We start from the raw sequence: 25,404 nt of genomic DNA on the forward strand, positions 1-25,404 counted from the left end.
CGCGCCGACGGCGCCCCACAGGCTGTTGGCGAGGTCACTATCAGCGAGACCGCTTACGGCCTGGTGTTTACCCCCGAGCTGAAATCTTTACCTGCCGGCATTCACGGTTTTCATGTTCACGAAAAAGCGAGTTGCGATTCGGGCATGAAAGACGGCAAAAAAGTCGCGGCACTGGCAGCAGGCGGCCACCTCGACCCGGAGCGCACCGGCAAGCACCTGGGCCCCTATGGCGAGGGCCACTTGGGTGACCTGCCGGCGGTCTATGTCAACGCCGATGGGGTGGCCAATTATCCCGTGCTCGCACCACGCTTGAAGAAGATTTCCGACATCAAGGGTCACGCGCTCATGATCCATGTCGGCGGCGACAACCACTCCGATATGCCCATGCCATTGGGCGGTGGCGGTGATCGCATGGCGTGCGGTGTTATCTGACGGAAATCACACCGGCTTGGGCTCGCTGAATCGTTGACAGTCAAAATGGCCCGGATTCGAGCTTTCGTTCCATAGGAGGTTGCGGAAACGATAGTCAGAGTTGCGGAAACTCTGACCCAATCAGCGCCCACAAAAAAGCCCGTAAGACGTTGATCTTACGGGCTTTAATAGTGGAGGCCGAGGTCGGAATCGAACCGGCGTAAGCGGATTTGCAATCCGCGGCATAACCATTTTGCTACTCGGCCTCAAACGCTCAACGATCCAACCACTACCGCTAAACGCATACAAACTGGAGCGGGAAACGAGACTCGAACTCGCGACCCCGACCTTGGCAAGGTCGTGCTCTACCAACTGAGCTATTCCCGCTTTGTGTGGGCGCCATTCTATACACTCAAATGACCCCGTCAACCCCTTGATTTAAAAATACTTATTTTTCATCCGTGGTCGTGCGCAGATGCGGCCATGCCGCGCGCAGGTATTGCACCATCGACCAGAGCGTAAGGCCCGCCGCGACCATCAACAGCACGTAACCCAACACCACCCAGAAGGTAAACGCAGGCGGGTTGGCCAGCAGGATGACCAGCGCAAGCATCTGCGCAGCGGTTTTCCATTTGCCCAGGTTCGACACGGCCACTTGTGCCCGCGCCCCCAGCTCGGCCATCCACTCGCGCAGGGCGGAGATGACGATCTCGCGGCCGATGATCACAGCGGCGGGCAGCGTGAGCCAAAGGTTGGCGTGGGCTTGTACCAGCAACACCAGCGCAACGGCCACCATCAGTTTGTCAGCCACCGGATCGAGAAACGCCCCGAACGGTGTGCTCTGCTCCAGGCGTCGTGCCAGGTATCCGTCCAGCCAGTCGGTCGCGGCTGCCAGGGCAAATACCGAACTGGCGGCCATGTAGCTCCAGTGGTACGGCAGATAGAACAACAGAATGAAGATCGGAATCAGCAGGACACGTAATACGGTGATCAGATTAGGGATATTCATCGGCACAACTGGCTACGAGGTGAGCGAGCATTCTACTCGCTGTGCAGGTTTGCATAAATCGACTCTGCGAGCTTTTTGCTGATTCCTGGCGCCTTGGCGATTTCTTCGATGCTGGCCCGGGACAATTCCTGAAGACCGCCGAAATGCTTGAGCAGATCGCGACGGCGCGTCGGGCCCACGCCTGCAACGCCTTCCAGGGTTGAAGTACGACGGGTTTTACCGCGTCGCGCACGGTGCCCGGTGATGGCAAACCGGTGAGCTTCGTCGCGGATTTGCTGGATCAAATGCAGCGCGGGGGAATCGCCCTTGAGGGTGAACTCATGGGCCGCATCGTTCAAGTACAGCGTCTCGAAACCGGCCTTGCGTGTAGCGCCCTTGGCGACGCCCAGCAAAATCAGGTCGGGGATCGCCAACTCGTTCATCACGTCGCGGGCCATGCTCAACTGGCCCTTGCCGCCGTCCACCAGCAGGATGTCCGGCAATTTGCCCTCGCCGTCCTTGATTCTGCTGAAGCGACGGGTAAGGGCCTGGTGCATGGCGGCGTAGTCGTCCCCCGCCGTGATGCCTTCAATGTTGTAGCGGCGGTAGTCCGACTTGATCGGGCCCTCGGGACCGAACACGACGCACGACGCCACCGTCGCTTCACCGCTGGAATGGCTGATGTCATAGCATTCCAGACGCTGCGGCGGCTCCTCGAGTTTGAGCACTTGGGCCAACGCTTCAAATCGCGCAGTGACGTGCTGGCGATTGGCAAGCCGCGCCATCAGTGCCTGCTCGGCATTGGTCACGGCGAGTTGCTGCCAGCGCGCACGGGTGCCACGCACCCGATGGCTGATGATGATTTCGCGGCCGCGCGAGGCATCGATGGCATCGATCAACGCAGGAAAATCCTCGCTGACCACGTTGACGATGACTTCGCCGGGCAATTCGCGCTCGCCACCGCCCAGGAAATACTGGGCCAGGAAGGCGGACATCACCTCGCCCACCTCCTCCTCGATCCCGACCTGAGGGAAGAAATTCTTGCTGCCCAACACCCGCCCGCCACGCACGCTGATCAGATGGACGCAGGCGCCGCCCGGATTGACGAACGCCGCCACGACATCGACGTCGCCGGTCCCGCCGTCCATGCTCTGCTGATCCTGGACGCGACGCAGCAGACCGATCTGGTCACGCAGCTCGGCCGCGTGCTCGAAATCGAGGTTCATTGCCGACTTTTCCATCAGCGCATTGAGTTCGTCGGTGAGGGCATTGCTGCGGCCCTCGAGGAACATCACCGAGTGACGCACGTCCTCGTTGTAGATCTGCGGCTCGACCAGGTTCACGCACGGCGCCTTGCAGCGCTTGATCTGGTACTGCAGGCAAGGCCGCGTGCGGTTCTTGTAGAAGCTGTCTTCGCACTGACGAACGTGAAAGGTCTTCTGCAGTATGCTCAGGCTTTCGCGAATGGCGCCGGCGCTGGGGTAAGGCCCGAAGTAGCGGCCCTTGGCCTTTTTCGCGCCGCGATGGATGCTGAGCCGGGGAAATTCGCCGTCGGACAGGTGCACGTAGGGGTAGGATTTGTCGTCGCGCAGCAGGATGTTGTACGGCGGGCGCGACTCCTTGATCAGGGTTTGTTCCAGCAACAGCGCCTCGGTTTCGTTGGCGGTGATGGTGGTTTCAACCTGAGCGATCCGCGCGACCAATGCGCCTGTTTTCGGGGCGTGGCCGGTCTTGCGGAAATAGCTGGCGAGGCGTTTCTTTAAATTCTTGGCCTTGCCGACGTACAGCAGCTTGCCGTCGATATCGAACATCCGATATACGCCGGGGCGGCCACTGCAGGTGGACAGAAAAGCACTGGGATCAAACGGTTGGGTCATTTATGCGCTGGCGTCGACCATGCCATGACGAACGGCCAGCAGGGCCAGCTCAACGTCACTGCTGATCGACAGCTTCTCGAATATGCGGTACCGGTAGGTATTCACGGTTTTGGGGGACAGGCAAAGCTTGTCGGAAATCGTCTGCACTTTCTGGCAGCCGACAATCATAAGGGCAATCTGGATTTCCCGCTCGGACAAGAGATCGAACGGCGAATTGCTGGTCTGCGGCTGGAACGATTTGAGTGCCAGTTGCTGGGCGATCTGCGGGCTGATGTAGCGCTGCCCCGCGAACACCAGGCGAATGGCCTGAACCATCTCGGTCAGACCGGCGCCCTTGGTCATGTATCCCGCCGCGCCGGCCTGCAGCAGCCGTGTGGGAAACGGATCTTCTTCGCACACCGTCACCGCCACCACCTTCATGTCGGGGTGGCTGCGGATGAGCTTGCGCGTGGCTTCCAGTCCGCCGATGCCAGGCATCTTCACGTCCATCAGCACGACGTCGGGTTTCAGCTCACGGGCCTTCTGCAACGACTCTTCACCGGACTCGGCCTGCCCCACCACCTGCAAGCCTTCGATATCGGCCAACATGCGCGTGATACCTGTCCGAACCAGATCGTGGTCATCGACAACCAGCACCCTAATCAAGCAGACACCTCACCGAACGATTCATGGCGGCTACCCGCCACGTTAACAAAAGAAAGTACGCGACCCGCTCTGGAGCACTGCTCGTGCATATGTGCCAGATGATCTACAACGATGCCGACAAACTATCATCATCGACCGCAAAACTTGATAAAAATCTTCAAACATACGACCGCTGAATCCCTCGCAAAGTATTAAGGCTTCCTATCCGGAGCATAGCTGCTCTGGTATTCAGCCAGGGTAGTCGTCAGCCGGCAGATGGCATCCTGCTCTTCCTTGCCGAGGGTGCGGTAACTGCCCACCATCCACTCCTCGTTTTCACTCAGGCTGACGATGGGCACGGGGGTGCGCGACCCCGTCAGCACGTACAACACATCAACACCGCGAAGGGCGACCCGGGCCAAGTAATCGGCCTTGGGCGTGCGCTCGCCGTTTTCATACTTGCCCTGTGCATTGGCTTCCACGCCGCCGATTTCACCGAATGCGCGCTGTGAAAGCCCCAAGCGCTCACGCTCTTCCCTAATTCGGGCACTTATTCCACTCATTTGAATGTATAGCCTTGTTGACATCACCCTTTTGAGTGATAGAATCGAAATAATTTGAACGAACTTGAACGGTTTTGAACTATGCCCGGAATCCGTACTGCCGCACAAGCCAAGGCTTGGCTGGAACAGCAAGGCAAATCGGTTCAAGAGTTTGCCAGGGAGCACAACGTGGACCCGGCGACGACCTATCAAGTGCTGTCCGGGCGAAAGAAGGGACGCCGGGGCGAGTCGCACAAAGTCGCGGTGCTGCTGGGAATGAAGATCGGCGTGATACCGCTTGAAGGCGGCCCTGCGAAAGTGCCTGAGGACTGAATCGGCATTTTGCCGTTTTAACTGCTTCTTGGTAAGCAGCCGGCCTCAATCACCCCGATTGCAATTTCCAATTGAAGAATCCGACGGGTCTGAAGTAAGCTCGGCGGCATTCCACGGAGACAGACCATGTTGCCTTCCCCTTTCACCCAGTTGTTCGCCGCCGACGGTTCACGTCTGGCCGAGCGTGCGGCTGCCTGGAATGCGACAGCATCTATCGCTCCTGCATCTTATTTTTATGGGTATTGGTTTAGCCACTGGCGCGCCTGATACCCACACGGCGCCCTGAACTTCGGGACGCCCACCAGAGATAACTCTCACCCCCGGTCGGCTTCCCGACCGGGGGTTTTGTTTTTCTGGGCCACCCATTTTTGACCGATTGATTTGAGGAACTGCACATGAACCACACCCACTATTACCGCTACGACACCGACTTCGCCTGGCGATTTAGCAACCTCCGTTCGGGACAGCCTGCCGCCTCCGATCGGTCACTGACAGGTGGCAACGCCCTGCTCACAGCCAATCCGGCCAATTGTCGAACACCCCAGTAGGTCCGCGCGGGAACGCCCGCCGACCAGGAAGCCAGCACATGAATTCGCCCGTCGTCCGCAACACCCTCATCGATCTGCCGTCCAGCGCCGTCACCCTGAATGACAGCTGCCCAGCCCCGAAACGCCTGCCCACGCCGTTCGCGCTGAAACTTCAGCTGCCGCTGGACGCTGCCATGACCGCACAGGTCGCCGCCCACCGTCAGTCGATTCGCGCCATTCTCAATGGTGAAGATTCGCGCCTGCTGGTCGTGGTCGGCCCGTGCTCGATCCACGATCCCCATGCCGCCCTTGAATACGCTGAGCGCCTGGCCCGTCTGGCTGCCGAAGTCAGCGACCAGATGCTGCTGGTGATGCGCGCCTACGTCGAGAAGCCCCGCACCACTGTGGGTTGGAAAGGCCTGGCGTACGATCCCGCGCTTGATGGCAGTGACGACATGGCCGAGGGCCTGGCCCTGTCACGGCAGTTGATGCGTGAAATGGTCCGCCTCGGCCTGCCGATTGCCACAGAGCTGCTGCAGCCGATGGCGGCGGGTTACTTCGATGACGTCCTGAGTTGGGTGGCGATTGGCGCAAGAACGACCGAATCGCAGATCCACAGGGAAATGGCCAGCGGCCTCGGCGTGCCCACGGGCTTCAAGAACGGCACCGACGGCGGCATTTCCGTGGCCTGCGACGCCATTCGATCGGCGGCCCACGCGCACCGGCATTTCGGCATGGATTCCCAGGGCCACCCGGCGATTATCGAGACATCGGGCAATCCCGACACTCACATCGTGCTGCGCGGCGGTCACGGCGGTCCCAACTACGACGCGGCCAGTGTCGCCGCGGTGAATGCCAGCCTGGCGAAGCACCGCATGGCCGCGCGCATCATGGTCGATTGCAGTCACGCCAACAGCGGCAAGGATCCGCTACGTCAGCCGGCCGTATTCAACGATGTGCTGCAGCAACGACTGGCCGGCGACCGAACACTGATCGGCATGATGCTGGAAAGTCACTTGTTCGAAGGCTGCCAGCCGTTGAGTAGCTCACTCAAATACGGCGTATCAGTGACGGACGCCTGCCTGGGTTGGGATTCCACCGAGCGCCTGCTGCGCGATGCCGTGAACAAACTGCGCTACAGGTAACATTTGCAAACGGGAAGCCGGTGCCGGCCTCGTCGCCGGCTTCCTTCAAAACCGTCGTCGTTGTCAGCGGCGGCCGGTGGCTCCGAAGACGGCGATCGTGGGAAAGCGCCCCACCCACCCGGCGGATTTGGGCCGCAACGGCTGCGCCTTTTCCAGCCTCCCCGGCAACCAAGGCCTGTAGCGGTCAAAGGCCCTCCACAACCTGCCTCGACCGGCGCATTGCCATGCACCGCCGCGCCCTTCCCCTATCACTTCCGCTGGTTAAGCTCGATCCCTCTCCGCCATTCAAGGAATGATCGACATGTACCGGGAAGTCACCACCAAGTACCCCCTTCTACTGGTCCACGGCCTGTTCGGTTTTGACCGGATCGGCAAGGTGGACATGTTCCATGGCATCCCCGAGGCGCTGGAGAAAGCCGGCTGCAGGGTTCATGTGCCAGCGCTGTCCGGCGTCCATGACAACGAAACCCGCGGCGAGCAGTTGATTGACCAGATCGAACGCTTCCTGCGCCGCACCGGCTACCTGAAAGTCAACCTGATCGGGCACAGCCAGGGCGCGCTGACCTCCCGCTATGCCGCGGCGTTGCGTCCGGATATCGTGGCGTCGGTCACCTCGGTGAGCGGGCCCAATCACGGCTCGGAAGTGGCCGATCGGGTACGTCGGGCGCTGACACCCGGGCAAATGCCTGAAGCGGTCGCATCACGGATGACCGCAGGCTTCGCGCATTTTCTTGCGCTGTTGAGCGGCAACGCGGACTTGCCCCAGGACCCGATTCAGGCGCTGGATGCGCTGACCACCGAGGGCGTAGCAGCGTTCAATAGCAAGTATTCCCAAGGGCTGCCATCGACGTGGGGCGGTGAAGGCGCCGAACGGGTCAACGGCGTTCACTATTACTCGTGGAGCGGCTCCATCGACGGCTCACTGTTGTCCGAAGGCCGCAATGCCATGGACCCGCTGCACCTGGCATTGCGCAGTTACGCGCTGCTGTTCGAGAAGGAAGCCGCGTCCAATGACGGCCTGGTTGGCCGCTTCAGCTCCCACCTGGGCAAGGTGATCCGCTCCGACTACCCGATGGACCACGTGGACTCCATCAATCAGAGCGCCGGTCTGGCGCGCAAGCAGGTCGATCCGGTAAAGCTGTACGTGGACCATGCCGGTCTGCTGTTCAGCAACGGTCTTTGAGCGACGATGTCGTCTGTCACGGCAAGACAAAGGCGCCTGAACTTTCTCGGGAAACGCGGCCCTTATTCCGGTACGCTCGTTTCTTTTTTTTTCACAGGAGTCATCAAAATGGCCAAAGCCACTGCCCGCCACATCCTCGTATCCAGCGAAGAGAAGTGCAACGAACTCAAAGCTCAGATCGAAGGCGGCGCTGATTTCGCCGAAGTCGCCAAAGAGAACTCCAGCTGCCCGTCCAGCCGTCAAGGCGGCGACCTCGGCTCCTTCGGGCCGGGTCAAATGGTCAAGGAATTCGACACCGTGGTGTTCAGCGCACCGGTGAACGTCGTCCAGGGCCCGGTGAAAACACAGTTCGGTTATCACCTGCTGGAAGTGACCAGCCGCCAGGACTGATCCTCCGCGCTGCTGCACGAACGGCCCGCCCTTGAAAGCGGGCCGTTTGTTTATCGGATCCTTGCTCCAACGCTGTATCGTCCGGTTACAAAGGCTTCGGCTTTGCGGTACCTTGCCACCGGGGTAACCAATAAAAAAACCGGAACGGCCAGCCGCGCCGTCATGACCTTCAACCCTGATATTGGTCACCAATGTCAGTCAGGATTCGTGCAATGCGTTTTGTTTTGTCATCGCTGATGGTTGCAACACTCGTCCTCGTTTCAGGTTTTCAGGTTCTGTCCGCCGCCCCTCAACACGCGTTGACCGTTTACGGCGAGGCGCCACGCTATCCGGCGAATTTCGAACACTTCGATTACGTCAATGCCGCCGCCCCGAAAGGCGGGAGCATGCGCCGCTCGGCGCAGGAAATTGGCCAGTTCGATCACATCATGCCGTACCTCGACAAAGGCACCGGCGTCTCCCAGGTCAATGGCTTGCTTTACTCGCCCCTGGCAGTCAAGTCGCTGGATGAGCCCTACACCGTGTATGGCCTGATCGCAGAGAAAATGGAGCGCGCCCCCGACGGCATGTCATTGCGTTTCTACCTGAGCCCCAAGGCGAAATTTTCCGACGGCTCGCCCATCACCGCCGAAGACGTGCGCTACACCTACAACCTGCTGATGACCCAGGGCAGCCTGTCGTACCGCACCGAGTTTCAAGACGTCAAAGGCGTCGAAGTCGAGTCGCCGACGCAGATCCGCTTTGATTTCAAAAGCAGTGAAAGCCGCACCCTGCCGCTGGATCTGGCCTCGCTGCCGGTATTTCCCGAACATTGGTGGAAGGACCGCGACTTTGCCAATGGGGGTGGCTTCGAGATCCCGGTGGGCAGTGGGCCGTATCGCATCGGCAAAGTCGACCCGGGTCGCAGCGTCACCTTCGAACGCAACCCCGACTGGTGGGGCAAGGACGTGCCGGTCAATCGCGGCCAGTACAACTTCGATCATTTCAGCGTCGAGTATTTCGGCGACACCGACGTCGCCCGTCAGGTGTTGCGCGGTGGTGGTTACGACTACAACCGCGAGTATTCCGCCACCGGGTATTCGATCGGTTATGACAGCCCGGCCTTGACCGAGGGCCGTCTGCAGCGGGCGCACCTGGCCAAGGGTGCGGTGCAGAGCTCCCAGGGTTTTATCTTCAATCTGGACCGTCCGAAGTTTCAGGACCGTCGGGTGCGTCAGGCGCTGGCGATGCTGTGGGATTTTGAGTGGACCAACAAACAGATGATGCGCAACGTCTATGTGCGCCAGAACAGTTACTTCTCCAACAGTGATCTGGCGGCGACAGCGCTGCCCACCGAGTCCGAGCTGAAGATTCTTGAGCCGTTGCGCGGTCAGGTGCCGCCGGAAGTCTTCACCACGGTGTTCCAGACCCCGAAAACCGATGGCAGCGGCTTCATTCGAGACAAACAGCTGCAAGCCCTGGCGTTGCTCGAAGAAGCAGGCTGGATGCCCCAGGGTGACAAGCTGGTCAACGCCCAAGGCGAACCGTTGAGTTTTACTTTTCTCAACGGCCAGAGCGGCTTCGAGAAAATCCTGCTGCCCTACAAGCGCAATCTGGCGCAGATCGGCATCGATTTCGAAATCCGCCGCATCGACTCGGCACAGTACCTGAACCGGGTAATGGCCCGGGATTACGACATGATCGTCACCGGCTATGGCGTTTCGACTTCTCCCGGCATGGAGCTGTACAACAACTTCGGCTCGAAAGTCGCCACCGATTCCGGCTCCAGCAACTACATGGTCCTGCGCGACCCGGCCGTCGACACGCTGATCGAGGGCCTGGCCAAGGCCGACAGCAAGCCCGCGATGATCGATTACGCCCATGCCCTGGACCGAGTGCTGCAGTGGGGTTTCTACTGGATTCCCAACTATTACCCGCCCGGCTCGTCCACGGTGTGGTGGAACCGATTCGGCATTCCCAAGGTGCAGGCCAGCAACAGTGAGGCCATCGACACCTGGTGGGAAGTCAGCCCCCAGGCACTGACCAACGAAGAGTTCGCCCGACAACGGGGCGCTTCGGCCATTCCCTCGGAGGTCAAGTAATGCTCGGCTACCTGATGAGGCGCCTGCTGCTGATCATTCCGACGCTGCTGTGCATTCTGTTGGTCAACTTCTTCATCGTGCAGGCCGCGCCCGGCGGGCCGGTCGAGCAAGCCATCGCCAAGCTGCAAGGGGTGGCCGGGGGCACGATTGGCGCCGGCCACACCGAAACCATGAACGCCGGCCAGTCCCGGGCCAGTCGCGGCCTCGATCCCAAGCTGATCAAGGAAATCGAGCATCAATACGGCTTCGACAAACCCTTGCATGAGCGCTTGTGGCTGATGCTGAAGAACTACGCGCAGCTGGATTTCGGCAACAGCTTCTTTCGCGGCGCCAAGGTGACGGACCTGATCCTGCAGAAAATGCCCGTCTCTATCTCACTGGGGCTGTGGGCAACATTGATTACCTACCTGGTGTCGATCCCCCTGGGCATCCGCAAGGCGGTCAAGCACGGCAGCCACTTCGACATCTGGAGCAGCACGGCCATCATCATCGGTTACGCGATGCCGGCCTTTCTGTTCGCCATGCTGCTGGTGGTGCTGTTTGCCGGCGGCACGTCGCTGAGCTGGTTCCCGGTGCGCGGCCTGGTGTCCGAAAACTTCGATCAATTGAGCACCGTCGGCAAGATCGCCGACTACTTCTGGCACCTGGTATTGCCGGTGACGTCGCTGGTGATTGGCGGCTTCGCGACGCTGACCATTCTGACCAAGAACTCCTTCATCAACGAAGTCACCCGCCAGTACGTCGTGACCGCCCGGGCCAAAGGCCTGAGCGAGCGGCGGGTGCTTTACGGCCATGTGTTCCGCAACGCCATGTTGCTGATCGTGGCCGGCATTCCCCAGGCGTTCATCAGTGTGTTCTTTGCCGGTTCGTTGATGATCGAAGTGATCTTTTCCCTCGACGGCCTCGGCCGCATGAGTTACGAAGCCGCGGTGTCGCGGGACTACCCGGTGGTGTTCGGTTCGCTGTTCATCTTCACGCTGTTCGGGTTGCTGATAAAGCTGGTCGGGGACATCTGCTACACCCTGGTCGACCCCCGAATCGACTTCAGCGCGAGGAATGCGTGATGCGCAGACTGTCTCCGGTGGCTCGCCGTCGCTTCGAGCGCTTTCGCAATAACCGCCGCGGCTGGTGGTCGCTGTGGCTGTTCTGCGGGCTGTTTGTGCTCAGCCTGTGCGGCGAACTCATCGCCAACGACAAACCCTTGGTGCTGAGTTATCAGCACGAACTGTACTTCCCCGCCTTCAAGCGCCACACCGAGCAGGAGTTCGGCGGCCAGCTGCCGTTTCAGCCGGACTACCGCAGCGATTACGTGCGCCAGCTGATCAGTAAGGGCGACGGCTGGATGCTGTTTCCGCCGATCCCGTTCAGCGATGACACCCCCAACTATGACCTGAACAAGCCCGCGCCAAGCCCGCCCTCCTCGATCAACTGGCTGGGCACCGACGATCAGGCCCGGGACGTGCTGGCCCGGGTGATTTTCGGCGCGCGGGTGTCGATTCTGTTTGCCTTGGCGCTGACCTTCATCAGTGCGCTGATTGGCATCGCCGCCGGCGCATTGCAGGGCTATTACGGCGGCTGGGTGGATTTGCTCGGCCAGCGCCTGCTGGAAGTCTGGTCCGGCCTGCCGGTGCTGTACCTGCTGATCATTCTGTCGGGCTTCGTCGAGCCGAATTTCTGGTGGCTGCTGGGGATCATGGCGCTCTTTTCATGGCTGGCGCTGGTGGACGTGGTGCGCGCCGAGTTCCTGCGCGGGCGCAATCTGGAATACGTCAAAGCGGCGCGCGCGCTGGGATTGAGTGATCGCAAGGTGATCCTGCGGCACATCCTGCCCAACGCGATGAACGCGACCCTGAGCTATCTGCCGTTCATTCTGACCGGGGCGATCTCCACGCTGACCGCGCTGGATTTCCTCGGCTTCGGTATGCCCGCCGGCAGCGCGTCCCTGGGCGAGCTGATCGCCCAGGGCAAACAGAACCTGCAGGCGCCATGGCTGGGCTTCACGGCATTTTTCACACTGGCGCTGATACTGTCGCTGCTGGTGTTTATTGGCGAGGCCCTGCGGGATGCCTTCGACCCGAGGTCCTGAGATGTCCGAAAACCTGATCGAAATCCGCGACCTCTCGGTGTCGTTCAATGGCCACACGGTGATCAAGCACCTCAGCCTGGACATCCCGGCCGGCGAGTGCCTGGCACTGGTCGGCGAGTCGGGCTCGGGCAAATCGGTGACCGCGCACTCGATCCTGCAACTGCTGCCCCAGGCCGGCACACTGAGCACCGGCAGCATTCGTTATCGCGGCAAAGAGCTGCTCGGCGCCGATGGCAACGTCATGCGCGAGCTGCGCGGCAATCAGATCGCGATGATCTTTCAGGAGCCGATGACCTCGCTGAACCCGCTGCACACGGTGTCCCGCCAGATCGGCGAGACCTTGTTGCTGCATAAGGGGATGGCGGGCAAGGCGGCCCAGGCGCGGATCATCGAGCTGCTGGAGCTGGTCGGCATTCAGCACCCGAAGAAGCGCCTGAAGGCCTACCCCCATGAGTTGTCCGGCGGTCAACGCCAGCGGGTGATGATCGCCATGGCCCTGGCCTGCGAGCCGGAACTGCTGATTGCCGATGAGCCGACCACGGCGCTGGACGTGACGGTGCAGCGCAAGATCCTGCTGCTGCTCAAACAGCTGCAGCAACGGCTGAACATGTCGCTGTTGCTGATCAGCCACGACCTGAATCTGGTGCACAGCATCGCCCAGCGGGTGTGCGTCATGCGCGCCGGGGAAATCGTCGAGGAGTCCAATTGCCAGCTGTTGTTCAAGAACCCGCAACACCCTTACAGCCGCTTGCTGCTGGACGCGGAACCGGCGGGCGAGCCGTTGCCCCGGGACACCCGCGAGAAGGTGCTGGAGGTAGACAACCTGCGCGTCTGGTTCTCCCTCGGCGGCGGGATTTTCAACCGGCACCACGAGTACCTGAAAGCCGTCGATGACATCAGCCTGAGCATCGAGCGCGGCAAAACCCTGGGCATCGTTGGCGAATCCGGCTCGGGCAAGTCGACACTTGGTCAGGCCATCCTGCGCTTGCTGGAATCCCGTGGCAGTATCCGCTTCAAGGGTCATGGGCTGGACAGCCTGAATCAGAAGCAGATGCGCCCATGGCGCAAGCAGATGCAGGTGGTGTTTCAGGACCCTTACGGCAGCCTCAGCCCGCGCATGTCGGTGGCACAGATCATCAGCGAGGGCCTGGAAGTTCACAGCGACCTGGACAAGGCCAGCTGTGAGGCCGAAGTGATTCGCGCGCTGGAGGAAGTCGGCATCGACCCGTCGAGCCGGCACCGCTACCCCCACGAGTTTTCCGGTGGGCAGCGGCAACGTATCGCCATTGCCCGCGCCCTTGTGCTTAAACCTGCCTTGATATTGCTCGACGAACCGACCTCTGCGCTGGACCGTACCGTGCAGAAGCAGGTCGTCGCGCTGTTGCGTCAATTGCAGGAACGGCATGGCCTGACCTACCTGTTCATCAGTCACGACCTGGCGGTGGTCAAGGCGCTGGCCCATGACCTGATCGTGGTCAAGGACGGCAAGGTGGTCGAGCGCGGCGCGAGCCACGACGTGTTCGATACGCCACAGCATCCCTACACCCGGGAATTGCTGGCGGCAGCACACCCCGGTTTCAACTGAAGCCATTTTGAATCTGTAGTCTGTGCGGCCAGATGCCGAGGAACAGGAAGGACGGAACCGCACATGAAAGACAGTGAGAGCCTGAAGGATTACCGACGCGTTCGGCGACTGGCGATTCGTTCGCTCTTCGAGATCATCGAGCAGTCCAGCGAAGGCACGGTCATCGTCGACCGCGACGCCCGCATCGTCTGGATCAATGAGCGCTACGCACGCCGCTTTGGCCTCGAAGACCCCAGCCGCGCGGTGGGTCAGCCCTGCGAACAGGTGATTCCCGGCAGCCTGCTGCGCCAAGTGGCGAGCAACGGCCAGCCGATCCTGCTGGACATGATGGACACGGCAAAGGATCCGCTGGTGGTCATGCGCCTGCCGATTCATGACGACGGCGGCGCGGTGATCGGCGCCATCGGTTTTGCGCTGTTCGATGAGCTGCACGCGCTGTCGCCGCTGCTCAAGCGCTATTCGAGCATGCAGCAGGAGCTGGCCTCCACCCGCTCCCTCCTGCGCGCCCGTCAGGCCAAATACAGTTTTGCCCACTTCATCGGCACCAGCGCCGCCAGTCTGGAAGTCAAACGCCGCGCCCGGCGCAGCGCCAGCACCGATTCGCCGGTGTTGCTGCTCGGTGAAACCGGAACCGGCAAGGAGCTGCTGGCCCACGCCGTGCACAATAGCTCGCCACGGGCGCACAAACCCTTCATCAGCATCAACAGCGCGGCCATCCCCGAAGCGTTGCTTGAGGCGGAGTTCTTCGGCACCGCCCCCGGCGCATTCACCGGCGCCGACCGCAAGGGGCGCCAGGGCAAATTGCACCTGGCCGAGGGCGGCACGCTATTTCTTGATGAGATCGGCGATATGCCCCTGCCGCTGCAGAGCAAGCTGCTGCGCGTACTGCAGGAAAAAGAGTACGAGCCGGTGGGTTCCAACGAAATGATCAAAAGCGATGTGCGCCTGATCGCGGCGACCTCTACGGATCTCGAGGCGGCGATCAAGCGTGGGGAGTTTCGCGCTGACCTGTATTACCGGTTGAGCGTGTTGCCCATCCAGGTGCCGCCGCTGCGCGAGCGTCTGGATGATATTCCGGCGTTGACCGAAGCGATTCTTGAGGACCTGCGCAGCCAGCACGAACTGGCGCCGGCAGCCATGGCCGCCCTCGCACAGCATGCCTGGCCGGGCAACATTCGCGAGCTGCGCAACGTGCTCGAACGTGCGGCATTGCTCAGCGACGATCTGCAGCTCAATCCCGGCGACATTCGCGCGGCCATCGGCACGCTGGTTCCCGTGACCAGTCCGCCGGCAACGGCCTCGTTGGCGTCCAATGATCAGACGTACAGCGAGGCGCGGCAGCATTTCGACCGGGAGCTGATTCAGGCGAAGCTGGCGCAGTGTGCGGGGAACGTGATTCTCGCGGCCCGGCAGCTGGGACTGGGGCGTTCGACGCTGTACAAGAAAATGGCAGCGCTGGGGATCGCCGAGTCTCAATAGAGAGACTGGCTATCCATGATGCTGGACTGATCGATGAAAGCTTGATCCAGAGCTGTCGCCAGCAAGGGCAACGGGTTAGTCACATGCCGAATTCCACAGTCGTGGTCTCATTTCCTGGACGAATCCGACCCCTTGCCCTGACGCCATCGAGAAAATCTCTTAGGAATCAGCCAGTTAGCGCACTGGCATGAAAGTAGCTATACCTCCTGTTGCGCGGCCTCGCCGCACCCAAAACAAAAACAACAGGAGACACTCGATGAGTGTGATCATCGCTTTAGCGGCCCTTACGCTGCTGATGCTGGCTGCCTACCGGGGTTACAGCGTCATCCTCTTTGCCCCCATCGCGGCCCTCGGTGCCGTGCTGCTCACCGACCCCTCTGCCGTGGCGCCCGCCTTCACCGGCGTGTTCATGGACAAGATGGTGGGCTTCGTCAAACTCTACTTCCCGGTGTTTTTGCTTGGTGCAGTGTTCGGCAAGCTGATCGAGCTGTCCGGTTTCTCGCGCTCCATCGTGGCGGCAGCCATTCGCCTGCTGGGCACCCGCCAGGCGATGCTGGTGATCGTGCTGGTCTGCGCGTTGCTGACCTATGGCGGTGTGTCGCTGTTTGTGGTGGTGTTTGCGGTCTACCCGTTCGCCGCCGAGATGTTCCGCCAGAGCAACATTCCCAAACGGCTGATTCCGGCGACCATCGCCCTCGGTGCGTTTTCGTTCACCATGGACGCCCTGCCCGGCACCCCGCAGATCCAGAACATCATCCCCTCGACCTTCTTCAACACCACGGCGTGGGCGGCGCCGTGGCTGGGCCTGATTGGCACAGCGTTCGTGTTCAGCGTCGGCATGCTGTTTCTGCAGCGCCAGCGCAACAAGGCCCAGCGTGCCGGCGAAGGCTACGGCACTGAGTTGCGCAACGAGCCGGACACCCCGGACGACATCGCCCTGCCCAACCCGTGGATCGCACTGGCGCCGCTGTTGCTGGTGGGGATCATGAACCTGCTGTTCACCCAGTGGATTCCCCAGTGGTACGGCAAGACTCACACCCTCGCGCTCCCGGGTATGGCGACGCCGGTGCAGACCGACATCGCCAAGATCACCGCGATCTGGGCCGTGGAAGCGGCGTTGCTGGTGGGGATTGTCTTTGTGCTGCTGTTCGCCTTCAAGACGGTGAAATCGAAACTGGCCGAAGGCAGCAAGGGTGCGGTCAGCGGTGCACTGCTGGCGGCCATGAACACGGCGTCGGAATACGGTTTTGGCGCTGTGATTGCGTCGTTGCCCGGATTCCTGGTGCTGGCTGACGGGCTCAAAAGCATTCCCAATCCGCTGGTCAACGAAGCGATTACCGTGACCTTGCTGGCGGGGATCACCGGTTCGGCGTCCGGGGGCATGAGCATTGCGCTGGCGGCGATGTCCGATAGCTTTATCGCGGCGGCCCACGCGGCGAACATTCCGCTGGAGGTGTTGCACCGCGTCGCGGCCATGGCCAGCGGCGGGATGGACACGCTGCCGCACAACGGCGCGGTCATCACCCTGCTGGCGGTCACCGGCCTGACCCACCGCGAGGCGTACAAGGACATCTTCGGCATCACCCTCATCAAGACCCTGGCGGTGTTCGTGGTGATCGGCGTTTTCTATGCAACCGGCATCGTATGAGGAATTGAACATGAGTCTGCAAGGCAAAACCGCACTGGTCACCGGCTCCACCAGCGGCATCGGGCTGGGCATCGCGCTGACGCTGGCCAAGGCCGGCGCAAATCTGGTGCTCAATGGCTTCGGCGATGCATCGGCGGTGATCGAGCAGGTCAAGCAGTACGGCGGGAAAGTCGGCCACCACCCGGCGGACGTCAGCGATGTCGCGCAGATCGCCGACATGATTGCCTACGCCGAGCGGGAGTTTGGCGGCGTCGACATTCTGGTCAACAACGCAGGGATTCAGCACGTCGACGCGGTGGAGGATTTCCCGGTGGAGAGCTGGGACAAGATCATTGCCATCAACCTGTCGTCGGTGTTTCACAGCACGCGGCTGTGCCTGCCGGGCATGCGTGCCAAGGGCTGGGGGCGAATCGTGAACATTGCGTCGGTGCATGGCCTGGTGGGTTCGACGGGCAAGGCGGCGTACGTGGCAGCCAAGCACGGCGTCATCGGGTTGACCAAGGTGGTCGGGCTGGAAACCGCTGCAAGCAATGTCACCTGCAACGCCATCTGCCCCGGGTGGGTGCTGACGCCACTGGTGCAGAAGCAGATCGATGATCGCGCTGCGCAGACCGGTGACCTGGAACAGGCGAAGCATGACCTGCTGGCGGAGAAGCAGCCGTCGCTGGAATTCGTGACCCCTTCGCAGCTGGGGGAGTTGACGTTGTTTCTGTGCAGCGAAGCGGGCGCGCAGGTGCGTGGCGCGGCGTGGAATATCGATGGCGGGTGGCTGGCGCGATAGCCGGGGCAAGACCAGTAGGACTGCTTTAGCCGGGAAAGCGTCGGTCGCTACACCTCGAAATGTGTGTTGCTCAAACCGGCCCATTCCCGGCTGAAGCCGGTCCCACTAAAGGCATGCGTGCAGCCGCAAGAATTGCTTCTGCTCACAATTCTTCTCGGCTGAAGCAGGTCCTATTAGGGTACGCGGACATTTGTGGGACCGGCTTTAGCCGGGAAAGCGCCAGGTTGGGCGCTACCAAATCGTGGGTGAAAAACCCTTAATTCCCCGGCTCATCCCGCTCATCCACCAGCCCCCAATCCTTCACATTCACCTGCGCAGCGGGCTGGGGCGCACGGGGCGGGGTGGCGATGGTGGATGGCCCGTCTTCGCTGTGCAACTTCAACCGCAGGCGCACGTTGTTGGCGGAATCCGCATTCTTCACGGCCTCGTCTTCCGTGATCGCACCCTCCACCGCCAAGTCATACAGCGCGTTGTCGAAGGTTTGCATGCCGAGGTTGGTGGACTTCTCCATGATGCCCTTGAGCTCGGTCAGCTCGTTGCGGTGGATCAGGTCTCGAATGGTCGGCGTGCCCAGCATCACCTCCACTGCCGCACGGCGTTTACCGTCGGTGGTCTTGACCAGTCGCTGGGAGACGAACGCCTTGAGGTTGTTGCCCAGGTCATGGAGTAACTGCGGGCGGCGCTCTTCGGGGAAGAAATTGATAATGCGGTCCAGCGCCTGGTTGGCGTTGTTGGCGTGCAGCGTCGAGATCGCCAGGTGGCCGGTGTCGGCAAATGCCAGCGCGTGCTCCATGGTCTCGCGGTCGCGGATTTCGCCGATCAGGATCACGTCCGGCGCCTGACGCAGGGTGTTCTTCAGCGCCGCGTGGAAGCTGCGCGTGTCGACGCCCACTTCGCGCTGGTTGATGATCGAGCGCTTGTGTTTGTGAATGAACTCCACCGGGTCTTCGATGGTGATGATGTGGCCGCTGGCGTGGCGGTTGCGGTGATCGATCAGTGCCGCCAGGGAGGTCGATTTACCCGAACCGGTGGCGCCGACAAAGAGCACCAGGCCGTGCTTTTCCATGATCACATCGAGCAGGATCGGCGGCAGGTGCAGGTCTTCGAATTTGGGGATGTCGAGCTTGATGTTGCGCGCCACGATCGACACTTCATTGCGCTGCTTGAAGATGTTGATCCGGAAACGCCCGACGCCGGACAGGGAAAACGCCAGGTTCATTTCCAGATCCCGTTCGAAATCCACGCGCTGCTCGGCGTCCATGATGCCGTTGGCGATCAGGCCGACGTCGCCGGGTTTGAACGCTTCCGTGCCCAGCGGCTTGAGCACGCCGTTGAACTTGGCGCAAGGGGGCGCGCCGGTGGACAGGTAAAGGTCCGATCCATCCTGGGTGGCAAGCACCTTCAACAACGCCGGAAAATCCATAAGGCAACACCGCACAAGAGGTTTGAGGAGACTGCAGGCCTACAGTGTGTCGACCTTCGGCCGGTTTCAACGTTCGGGCTGTTTGACTGGCCGGGTCGGGCGTGTCTCAGGTCCGATTTACACGTTCGTCCGGTCAAGGTGTGGGAAATTACCCGAAATCGCGCAGCAAAGGCATAATGCGCGGCTTTTTTATCGAGACGTCCGGACCATCATGAAAGCCCAAGCCCGCCACATTCTGGTCAAGACCGCTGAAGAAGCCGAGCAACTGAAGCAGCGCATTGCCAAGGGCGAGGCGTTCGACGTGCTGGCGAAGAAGTATTCGACGTGCCCGAGCGGCAAGCGCGGCGGCGATCTGGGTGAGGTGCGGCCGGGCCAGATGGTCGGCGCGATTGACCAGGTGATTTTCAAAAAGCCGTTGCGGACCGTGCATGGTCCGGTCAAGAGCAAATTCGGGTATCACCTGGTGCAGGTGTTTTATCGGGATTGAGGGGCTGTCTCTGCAATTTTGTGGTGATCAGACTGGCCCCTTCCCGGCTGAAGCCGGTCCCACAGAGTGCGCGAACCCAGCGGCCTGCCTCAGACCGGCATCACGCTGCGCGGTATCAATGCCCCCGGGTGCTGAATCACCAGGCCCGCCAACTGATGCCCGGCGTTGGCCGCATCTTTTGGGCCGCCACCCCGCAAACGCCGCGCCAGATAGGCAGCGCTGAACGAATCCCCCGCCGCCGTGGTGTCGATGACCTTCTGCACGGAGTGCGCCGGCACTTCATAACGCCGGTCGTCGACACTGACGAGACAGCTCTGGGCCCCGCGTTTCACCACCACCTCGCTGACACCCATGGCCCGATAGGTCTGCAGAATCTCCTCGCCGTCGCTGTAGTCGAACAGCGCCTGCTCATCCTCCTCGGTCAGCAGCGCTAGATCGACTTCGTGCATGACCGCGCGATACGCCTGACGCGCCTGTTCTACGCTGCGCCACAAGCGCGGCCGGTAATTGTTGTCGAACACCACCCTCGCCCCTCGGTCCCGGGCATCGCCAAGGGTCGAGAGCAGCCGCGCCCTGCCCGTTTCACCCAGCACCGCCAGGGTGATGCCGCTGAAATACAGCACGTCGTAATCCGGCAGCGCGGCCAGCACCGGCTCGGCCGCTGGCGTGGTGAAGCATTCGCGCACCGCCGCCTCGTTGCGCCAGTAGAGAAAACGTCGCTCCCCGTTGGCGTCGGTCTGAATGCAATACAGCCCCGGCAGCCTCCCCGGCAGACGCTGCACCCGACTCAGACCAATGCCCTCATCTGTCCAGACCTGGCACATGGCGTCGCTGAAACTGTCGTCGCCCAGCGCCGTGACGTAATCCACCTGCGCCGCCGAACCCAGCAGGCGCGACAGGTACACCGCGGTGTTCAGCGTGTCTCCGCCGAAGCTCTGCTTGAGCGTGCCGTTGGCGTGCTGTTGCAACTCGATCATGCATTCGCCGATCAGCGCGACGCGCGGATAGCTGTGACTGACCATTTCACTCATCGCAGACTCCTGTCAGAAGCAGGTATCGAAGGATTCGATGACGCACAGATCATCACCCACCAGGCAACCCGTGCGCCATTTGTCAAAGGTCAGGCACGGGTGAGAGGTGCCGAACGAAATGATATCGCCCACTTTCAATTCGCAATCGGGCGCGACGGTCATGAACGCGTGCTGGTCCATCACAGCAGTGACTTTGCAGGCGCTGACGTCCTCGCCAATCGCCGGCACCGCCCCCGGCGCATAGCGTTTGATCGGGTTGGGCATGCCGGCATCGAACGCCACGTCGCGTTTGCCCATGGCGATCACCGCAAAACCCGGCTCCGGCATCGATTGCACATGGGCCCAGACTTCCATCGCTGGCTGCAAGCCCTCGCTCAGGTCGTGACGTCGATCGAGCACGCAGCACTGCGCGTCTTTGTAGATGCCGTGGTCGTGGACCACGTAACTGCCGGGCCGCAAAACACTCAGGAAGCGCTCGCGCACCTGCTGTTTGTCGAATTCTTCGGCGATCAAGTCGTACCAGGCCGACCCCGACGCCGTGACGATCGGGCGATCCAGCGCAAACGCGCCCTTGTCCTGCAGCGTCACGGCCAGCCGCACCAGCGACGTGGCGAACGCGCGAATGCCGCTCACGGCCTGGTCGCCATGAATCACGCCTTCGTAGCCTTCGATGCCGGTCAGCTTCAGCGCCGGTTGCGCGGCGATGGCGTCGGCCAGGGCCATGACCTCGGCTTCGCTGCGGCAACCGCAACGTCCACCGACCACGCCGTACTCGATCATCACATTCAAGTTCAGGCCCTTGGCGGCGAAGAACTCGCCCAGCGCCTTGACGTTGTCCGGATGATCGACCATGCAGTGAAAGTCGAACATGGAGTCAGTGAGCATCTCGGCGATGATCGCCATGTTCGGCGCGCCGACCAGCTGGTTGGCCATCAGCACGCGACGCACGCCATGAGCGTAGGCCGCGCGGGTCTGCACCGCCGTGGCGAGGGTCATGCCCCACGCGCCGTGCTGCAACTGCCGCAGAAACAGCGCCGGGACCATGCTGGTCTTGCCGTGGGGCGCGAGCTCGGCGCCGCTGTCACTCACGAACTTCTGCATCCAGCGCAGGTTGTGCTCCAGCGCCGTGTCGTGGATCACCAGCGCTGGCAGGCTGACGTCGCGCACCAGGTGGTCGCCGGGTTGCGTGGCGCCTTTTTCAATCGCGGCAATGCTCATCTCTGTTCTCCTGAACTTTTTGTTCGAGTGTACGTAAGGCCGACGCTATTCGATGACGCGCCGGGCCAGGCCGTTGGCGCTGTCGATCAGCACGCGCCGATAATGGTCGTAATGGGCGGTGGCGTCGGCGCGCGGGGCGACAATGCACAGGGTCGCGATGCAGATACCCTGCTTGTCCCGCACCGGCGCGGCGAAGCAATGGGTGAAGGTGTCGGCGATGCTGTCGAAGGAAAAGAAGCCGTCGTCGTGGGCCTTGCGGATCTCGGCGAGAAACGTCTCGATCGGCAGGCGCTGACCGTCCGGAAGGATGAAGTCCTCGTCGTCGATCAGGTCGATGATCGCCTGATCGGTGAGGTGCCCGAGCAGCAGGCGTCCCGAAGCCGTCCACGGAATCGGCGCGTCCTCGCCGATATCGGACGATATCCGGAAATGCCGCGCGCCTTCTTTCATTAGCGCGACGGTGTATTTGCGGCCGTTGAGCAGGCACATCTGTGCGGTTTCCCGGGTTTGCTCGACGATTTCACCCAGGCTGACTTCGGCCTCGCGGGTGAAGTCGAAGTGACGCAAATGCGCCTGCCCAAGGAAATACAGCTGCCGACCCAGGTACACGTGGCCGTCCTTGCCGACGGTCTCGAGGACGCGCCGCTCCAGCAGCGAACTGACCAGCTCATACACCGTCGATTTCGGGCTGCCGATGCCGCTGGCGATCTCGTTGGGCCGCATCGGCGTGCCGGTTTCCTTGAGAAAATCGAGAATATCGAACGCTCGGTCTAAACCACGGGCCCGGCGTTTGATGTCTTCGGTCATAAGAGCAGCTCCAGGCTAAAGGGCGCGGATGCAAAAACGCCTTCAGCCTTTAAAAATGGGGTAGGCAATTGGGCTGCAAGCTTCAAGCGGCACGTGTTGCATCAGCGCTCTACCGACTTGCAGCTTGCAGCTTAAAGCTTGCCGCTGCTCCTTACTTTTTCTTGTAGGCAATGCAATCGATCTCGACCTTGCAGTCGACCATCATGTTGGCCTGCACGCAGGCGCGGGCCGGGGCATGTTCCGGGGAAAAATACTCGCCGAAAACCTTGTTAAAGCTCCAGAAATCACGGGGGTCTTCCAGCCACACGCCAACGCGCACCACGTCTTCCAGGCCGTAACCGGCCTCGGTCAGGATGGCCACCAGGTTCTGCATGGTTTTATGGGTCTGCTCGACGATCCCGCCGTTGATGATCTCACCGTTTTCGGCCGGCACCTGCCCCGACACATGCAGCCAGCCATCGGCTTCGACGGCGCGGGCGAATGGACGTGGCTGGCCGCCACCTGCGGTACTGCCGGCACCGTAACGAGTAATGCTCATGAAAATCTCCTTTGATTGAGCGTCTTAAAAACGAATGTTCTTGAGGAATTCAGCCAGACGCGCTGACTTGGGTTGTTCGAATAATGCCTTGGGCGGGCCCTGCTCTTCGATACGGCCCTGGTTCATGAACACGATCTGATCGGACACCTCGTAAGCGAAGCGCATCTCGTGGGTCACCAGCAGCATGGTCATGCCCTCTTCCGCCAGGCCCTTGATCACGCTGAGCACTTCGCCCACCAGCTCCGGGTCCAGCGCCGACGTAACCTCGTCGAACAGCATCAGGCTCGGGTTCATGGCAATGGCGCGGGCAATCGCCACGCGCTGCTGTTGACCGCCGGACAACTGGCCGGGAAAGTGATTGCGCCGCTCCAGCAGGCCGACACGCTCCAGCCACTTCTCGGCCAGCGCAACGGCCTGGTCCTTGGGCAGCTTCTTCACCTTGAGCAAACCGAGGGTGACGTTCTGCAGCGCGGTCAAGTGCGGGAACAGGTTGAACTGCTGAAACGCCATGCCGGTCATCGCCCGGTGCTGCGCGATGAGTTTTTCCGGATGACGCACGCGCTTGCCACTGACGTCGCTGTAGCCGATGTCCTGACCTTCGAGACGAATGTGCCCGCCCTGAAACTCTTCCAGCAGATTGACGCATCGCAGCAGCGTGGTTTTGCCCGAGCCACTGGAGCCGATCAGCGTCACCACGTTGCCTTTGTTCATCTTCAGGTCGACGCCCTTGAGCACTTCAACCGGGCCATAGGATTTGTGCAGCCCTTCGATGCTCAATAGAGCCGGAGCGGCAGGTGCGGTTTGAGTCTGTGTCATGGCAAGGCCACCCGTTTTTCGATTTGCCGCCCAAGAAGCTCGATGGCGTAGTTGATGACGAAGAAGAGAAAGCCGGCGAACAGGTAAAACTCGAGGGTCATGAAGTTGCGCGCGATGACCTGCTGGGTGCTGAGAAGCAGCTCGGCCACGCCGATCACCGAGAGCAGGGTCGAGGCCTTGACGATCTCCGTCGATGAATTGACCCAGGTCGGCAATATCTGCCGCAGCGCTTGAGGCAACAGCACATAACTGAGGGACTGACCGAACGTCAGGCCGATGGCCTTGCCGGCTTCCAGTTGCCCGCGCGGGATGGCCTGCAAGGCACCGCGCACGATCTCGGCCACATGGGAGCCGCAAAACAGCGTCAGCCCCAGCGCACCGGCCTGGAACGCGCCGATCTGCCAGCCCAGCGCTGGCGCCATGTAAAAGCAGGCCAGCACCAGGACAAACACGGGCGTGCCGCGAATCAGATCGACGTAGGCGCGAAACGGCAGGCGCGCCCACCATTTCCCGTAGGTCAGGATCAGCCCGGCGAACACGCCGATCACCGTCCCGAACACGATCGCCAGTCCCGCGCACTGCACGCTGGTGAGAAACCCTGCCCACAACGCCTCGCGGGCAATCCACAATTCATGCAACCAACTGGGTTGTTCGTACATGGTCCGGGCCTCCTAGCGGCGAATCGCCAGACGCTGCTCGAGGTAACGCAGCAGCATGGCAATGAGGTAACAGGCCGCGACGTACAGCGCCGTGGTCACCAGCCAGGTTTCAATCACCCGGTAGCTCTCGACGTTGATCTTGCGCGCGTAATAGGTCAGTTCCGGCACCGCGATGGCGGCGGCCAGGGACGTGTCCTTGAACAGCGAAATGAAGTTGTTCGACAGTGCCGGCAGCACATTGCGCAGCATCACCGGTACCACGATGTACGCACGCACCTGCCATTCGCCGAGGCCGATCGCCAGCCCCGCTTCACGCTGGCCCTTGTGAATGCTCAGCAGCCCTGCACGGAACACCTCGGTCAGGTACGCCCCGGCATACAGCGACAGGGTGATGATGAACGACGGGATCTTGTCCAGACGAATACCGAGCCCGGGCAAGGCGAAGTAGATCAACAGGATCAGCACCAGAATCGGCGTGTTGCGCACCACGGTGACGTAAACCGACGCCACGATGCGCAGGGCCCGATAGCGGGACAGCATTGCAAACGCGGCCATCATGCCGATCACGCACCCGATGGCGATGGAGATCAGGGCCAGTTCCAGACCTAGCCCCAGCCCCGCCAGCAGACTGGGGAAATCCCGCCAGACCGCTGCAAAATTCAGCTGATAATTCATGGTCAGCAGTACCTGGGGCGGGACGGCACCACGGCCGTCCTCGCCCGCTTCAATGGGCGACGCAAGCGGC

General features: G+C 61.4%; 25 protein-coding genes and 2 tRNA genes. 13 read left to right on the forward strand and 14 right to left on the reverse strand.

Translation table 11 applies throughout. The features are described from left to right. A partial coding sequence (sodC, locus tag QMX88_RS21340; RefSeq protein ID WP_282372208.1) for a superoxide dismutase [Cu-Zn] SodC occupies positions 1 to 432 on the forward strand: 432 nt, incomplete at its 5' end. Positions 433 to 603: 171 nt separating this feature from the next. Here the strand turns inward: sodC and QMX88_RS21345 are convergent. The 6 genes from QMX88_RS21345 to QMX88_RS21370 form a co-directional block, all read right to left on the reverse strand. Further along, positions 604 to 677 (reverse strand) — tRNA-Cys (locus QMX88_RS21345). A 45-nt stretch (positions 678 to 722) separates the two neighbouring features. Next, positions 723 to 798 (reverse strand) — tRNA-Gly (locus QMX88_RS21350). A gap of 61 nt (positions 799 to 859) precedes the next feature. After that, entirely contained in the window at positions 860 to 1,420 is a 561-nt protein-coding gene (pgsA, locus tag QMX88_RS21355) for a CDP-diacylglycerol--glycerol-3-phosphate 3-phosphatidyltransferase (RefSeq protein ID WP_037009848.1), read from the reverse strand. 32 nt (positions 1,421 to 1,452) lie between these two features. Continuing rightward, the gene (gene uvrC / locus QMX88_RS21360) at positions 1,453 to 3,276 is read right to left on the reverse strand and encodes an excinuclease ABC subunit UvrC (protein ID WP_133774984.1); all 1,824 of its coding nucleotides are present in this window, start codon (positions 3,274 to 3,276) and stop codon (positions 1,453 to 1,455) included. Further along, complete coding sequence (gene gacA, locus QMX88_RS21365) at positions 3,277 to 3,921, reverse strand: response regulator transcription factor GacA (protein ID WP_065990451.1); 645 nt, start codon at positions 3,919 to 3,921, stop codon at positions 3,277 to 3,279. Between the two features lie 191 nt (positions 3,922 to 4,112). Beyond that, on the reverse strand, positions 4,113 to 4,463 hold the full coding sequence (locus QMX88_RS21370; protein WP_192173960.1) for a helix-turn-helix domain-containing protein: 351 nt from the start codon (positions 4,461 to 4,463) through the stop codon (positions 4,113 to 4,115). 81 nt (positions 4,464 to 4,544) lie between these two features. Between QMX88_RS21370 and QMX88_RS21375 the strand changes: the two genes are divergently transcribed. The 11 genes from QMX88_RS21375 (at position 4,545) to QMX88_RS21425 (ending at position 17,680) form a co-directional block, all read left to right on the forward strand. Beyond that, positions 4,545 to 4,775 (forward strand): DNA-binding protein, encoded by a 231-nt coding sequence (locus tag QMX88_RS21375; protein WP_192173961.1) that lies wholly within the window; start codon positions 4,545 to 4,547, stop codon positions 4,773 to 4,775. Positions 4,776 to 5,361: 586 nt separating this feature from the next. Then, complete coding sequence (locus QMX88_RS21380) at positions 5,362 to 6,447, forward strand: 3-deoxy-7-phosphoheptulonate synthase (RefSeq protein ID WP_282372214.1); 1,086 nt, start codon at positions 5,362 to 5,364, stop codon at positions 6,445 to 6,447. Positions 6,448 to 6,748: 301 nt separating this feature from the next. Continuing rightward, the gene (locus QMX88_RS21385) at positions 6,749 to 7,630 is read left to right on the forward strand and encodes an esterase/lipase family protein (protein WP_282372215.1); all 882 of its coding nucleotides are present in this window, start codon (positions 6,749 to 6,751) and stop codon (positions 7,628 to 7,630) included. Positions 7,631 to 7,738: 108 nt separating this feature from the next. Beyond that, complete coding sequence (locus QMX88_RS21390; protein WP_122624576.1) at positions 7,739 to 8,020, forward strand: peptidylprolyl isomerase; 282 nt, start codon at positions 7,739 to 7,741, stop codon at positions 8,018 to 8,020. A 212-nt stretch (positions 8,021 to 8,232) separates the two neighbouring features. After that, complete coding sequence (locus QMX88_RS21395) at positions 8,233 to 10,101, forward strand: extracellular solute-binding protein (RefSeq protein ID WP_282372216.1); 1,869 nt, start codon at positions 8,233 to 8,235, stop codon at positions 10,099 to 10,101. Continuing rightward, complete coding sequence (locus tag QMX88_RS21400) at positions 10,101 to 11,165, forward strand: microcin C ABC transporter permease YejB (protein WP_282372217.1); 1,065 nt, start codon at positions 10,101 to 10,103, stop codon at positions 11,163 to 11,165. Before QMX88_RS21395 ends, QMX88_RS21400 begins: the two co-directional genes overlap by 1 nt. Continuing rightward, on the forward strand, positions 11,165 to 12,187 hold the full coding sequence (locus QMX88_RS21405) for an ABC transporter permease (protein ID WP_192173966.1): 1,023 nt from the start codon (positions 11,165 to 11,167) through the stop codon (positions 12,185 to 12,187). Before QMX88_RS21400 ends, QMX88_RS21405 begins: the two co-directional genes overlap by 1 nt. 1 nt (position 12,188) lies before the next feature. Beyond that, entirely contained in the window at positions 12,189 to 13,772 is a 1,584-nt protein-coding gene (locus QMX88_RS21410; RefSeq protein ID WP_282372218.1) for an ABC transporter ATP-binding protein, read from the forward strand. 63 nt (positions 13,773 to 13,835) lie between these two features. Beyond that, positions 13,836 to 15,251 (forward strand): sigma-54 interaction domain-containing protein, encoded by a 1,416-nt coding sequence (locus QMX88_RS21415; protein ID WP_282372219.1) that lies wholly within the window; start codon positions 13,836 to 13,838, stop codon positions 15,249 to 15,251. Between the two features lie 256 nt (positions 15,252 to 15,507). Continuing rightward, positions 15,508 to 16,899: a GntP family permease gene (locus tag QMX88_RS21420; protein ID WP_192173969.1), complete on the forward strand. Its 1,392-nt coding sequence runs from the start codon at positions 15,508 to 15,510 to the stop codon at positions 16,897 to 16,899. A 10-nt stretch (positions 16,900 to 16,909) separates the two neighbouring features. Continuing rightward, a complete protein-coding gene (locus tag QMX88_RS21425) occupies positions 16,910 to 17,680 on the forward strand; it encodes a 3-hydroxybutyrate dehydrogenase (protein WP_282372223.1) in 771 nt (256 codons plus the stop codon). A 256-nt stretch (positions 17,681 to 17,936) separates the two neighbouring features. On the opposite strand, the gene QMX88_RS21430 is transcribed toward QMX88_RS21425, so the two are convergent. Next, positions 17,937 to 19,103, reverse strand: a complete 1,167-nt coding sequence (locus QMX88_RS21430; RefSeq protein WP_282372225.1) for a PilT/PilU family type 4a pilus ATPase — start codon at positions 19,101 to 19,103, stop codon at positions 17,937 to 17,939. 211 nt (positions 19,104 to 19,314) lie between these two features. Here QMX88_RS21430 and QMX88_RS21435 point away from each other — a divergent pair, with 211 nt between their 5' ends. Next, on the forward strand, positions 19,315 to 19,590 hold the full coding sequence (locus QMX88_RS21435; protein ID WP_037009819.1) for a peptidylprolyl isomerase: 276 nt from the start codon (positions 19,315 to 19,317) through the stop codon (positions 19,588 to 19,590). A gap of 89 nt (positions 19,591 to 19,679) precedes the next feature. Here QMX88_RS21435 and QMX88_RS21440 read toward each other — a convergent pair whose 3' ends face one another. The 7 genes from QMX88_RS21440 to QMX88_RS21470 all read right to left on the reverse strand — a co-directional run bounded on the left by QMX88_RS21440 (position 19,680) and on the right by QMX88_RS21470 (position 25,334). Beyond that, entirely contained in the window at positions 19,680 to 20,621 is a 942-nt protein-coding gene (locus QMX88_RS21440) for a sugar kinase (protein WP_282372227.1), read from the reverse strand. 12 nt (positions 20,622 to 20,633) lie between these two features. Beyond that, positions 20,634 to 21,839 carry an amino acid deaminase gene (locus QMX88_RS21445; RefSeq protein ID WP_282372229.1) on the reverse strand — a complete coding sequence of 402 codons (1,206 nt, stop codon included), beginning with the start codon at positions 21,837 to 21,839 and terminating at the stop codon, positions 20,634 to 20,636. Between the two features lie 45 nt (positions 21,840 to 21,884). Continuing rightward, positions 21,885 to 22,646 carry an IclR family transcriptional regulator gene (locus QMX88_RS21450; RefSeq protein ID WP_282372231.1) on the reverse strand — a complete coding sequence of 254 codons (762 nt, stop codon included), beginning with the start codon at positions 22,644 to 22,646 and terminating at the stop codon, positions 21,885 to 21,887. Positions 22,647 to 22,797: 151 nt separating this feature from the next. Beyond that, positions 22,798 to 23,184, reverse strand: coding sequence for a RidA family protein (locus tag QMX88_RS21455; protein WP_074883073.1), 387 nt, complete (start codon positions 23,182 to 23,184; stop codon positions 22,798 to 22,800). A 24-nt stretch (positions 23,185 to 23,208) separates the two neighbouring features. Continuing rightward, entirely contained in the window at positions 23,209 to 24,000 is a 792-nt protein-coding gene (locus QMX88_RS21460) for an amino acid ABC transporter ATP-binding protein (RefSeq protein ID WP_192173975.1), read from the reverse strand. Next, positions 23,997 to 24,659 (reverse strand): amino acid ABC transporter permease, encoded by a 663-nt coding sequence (locus tag QMX88_RS21465; RefSeq protein WP_282372235.1) that lies wholly within the window; start codon positions 24,657 to 24,659, stop codon positions 23,997 to 23,999. Before QMX88_RS21465 ends, QMX88_RS21460 begins: the two co-directional genes overlap by 4 nt. 12 nt (positions 24,660 to 24,671) lie before the next feature. Continuing rightward, a complete protein-coding gene (locus QMX88_RS21470; RefSeq protein WP_282372237.1) occupies positions 24,672 to 25,334 on the reverse strand; it encodes an amino acid ABC transporter permease in 663 nt (220 codons plus the stop codon). Positions 25,335 to 25,404 lie beyond the last annotated feature (70 nt).

The sequence above is a fragment of the Pseudomonas sp. PS02290 genome (assembly GCF_029960075.1).
In the GTDB taxonomy this organism is placed as follows: Bacteria; Pseudomonadota; Gammaproteobacteria; order Pseudomonadales; family Pseudomonadaceae; genus Aquipseudomonas.

Coding starts and splice junctions, on each gene's coding strand:
- QMX88_RS21420 (WP_192173969.1), top strand. CDS start 15,508: ATGAGTGTGATCATCGCTTTAGCGGCCCTTACGCTGCTGATGCTGGCT.
- QMX88_RS21415 (WP_282372219.1), top strand. CDS start 13,836: ATGAAAGACAGTGAGAGCCTGAAGGATTACCGACGCGTTCGGCGACTG.
- pgsA (WP_037009848.1), bottom strand. CDS start 1,420: ATGAATATCCCTAATCTGATCACCGTATTACGTGTCCTGCTGATTCCG.
- QMX88_RS21405 (WP_192173966.1), top strand. CDS start 11,165: ATGCGCAGACTGTCTCCGGTGGCTCGCCGTCGCTTCGAGCGCTTTCGC.
- QMX88_RS21430 (WP_282372225.1), bottom strand. CDS start 19,103: ATGGATTTTCCGGCGTTGTTGAAGGTGCTTGCCACCCAGGATGGATCG.
- QMX88_RS21470 (WP_282372237.1), bottom strand. CDS start 25,334: ATGAATTATCAGCTGAATTTTGCAGCGGTCTGGCGGGATTTCCCCAGT.
- QMX88_RS21370 (WP_192173960.1), bottom strand. CDS start 4,463: ATGAGTGGAATAAGTGCCCGAATTAGGGAAGAGCGTGAGCGCTTGGGG.
- QMX88_RS21400 (WP_282372217.1), top strand. CDS start 10,101: ATGCTCGGCTACCTGATGAGGCGCCTGCTGCTGATCATTCCGACGCTG.
- QMX88_RS21390 (WP_122624576.1), top strand. CDS start 7,739: ATGGCCAAAGCCACTGCCCGCCACATCCTCGTATCCAGCGAAGAGAAG.
- QMX88_RS21435 (WP_037009819.1), top strand. CDS start 19,315: ATGAAAGCCCAAGCCCGCCACATTCTGGTCAAGACCGCTGAAGAAGCC.
- QMX88_RS21410 (WP_282372218.1), top strand. CDS start 12,189: ATGTCCGAAAACCTGATCGAAATCCGCGACCTCTCGGTGTCGTTCAAT.
- QMX88_RS21440 (WP_282372227.1), bottom strand. CDS start 20,621: ATGAGTGAAATGGTCAGTCACAGCTATCCGCGCGTCGCGCTGATCGGC.
- QMX88_RS21380 (WP_282372214.1), top strand. CDS start 5,362: ATGAATTCGCCCGTCGTCCGCAACACCCTCATCGATCTGCCGTCCAGC.
- QMX88_RS21395 (WP_282372216.1), top strand. CDS start 8,233: ATGCGTTTTGTTTTGTCATCGCTGATGGTTGCAACACTCGTCCTCGTT.
- QMX88_RS21450 (WP_282372231.1), bottom strand. CDS start 22,646: ATGACCGAAGACATCAAACGCCGGGCCCGTGGTTTAGACCGAGCGTTC.
- QMX88_RS21425 (WP_282372223.1), top strand. CDS start 16,910: ATGAGTCTGCAAGGCAAAACCGCACTGGTCACCGGCTCCACCAGCGGC.
- QMX88_RS21375 (WP_192173961.1), top strand. CDS start 4,545: ATGCCCGGAATCCGTACTGCCGCACAAGCCAAGGCTTGGCTGGAACAG.
- QMX88_RS21465 (WP_282372235.1), bottom strand. CDS start 24,659: ATGTACGAACAACCCAGTTGGTTGCATGAATTGTGGATTGCCCGCGAG.
- QMX88_RS21460 (WP_192173975.1), bottom strand. CDS start 24,000: ATGACACAGACTCAAACCGCACCTGCCGCTCCGGCTCTATTGAGCATC.
- QMX88_RS21455 (WP_074883073.1), bottom strand. CDS start 23,184: ATGAGCATTACTCGTTACGGTGCCGGCAGTACCGCAGGTGGCGGCCAG.
- QMX88_RS21445 (WP_282372229.1), bottom strand. CDS start 21,839: ATGAGCATTGCCGCGATTGAAAAAGGCGCCACGCAACCCGGCGACCAC.
- uvrC (WP_133774984.1), bottom strand. CDS start 3,276: ATGACCCAACCGTTTGATCCCAGTGCTTTTCTGTCCACCTGCAGTGGC.
- QMX88_RS21385 (WP_282372215.1), top strand. CDS start 6,749: ATGTACCGGGAAGTCACCACCAAGTACCCCCTTCTACTGGTCCACGGC.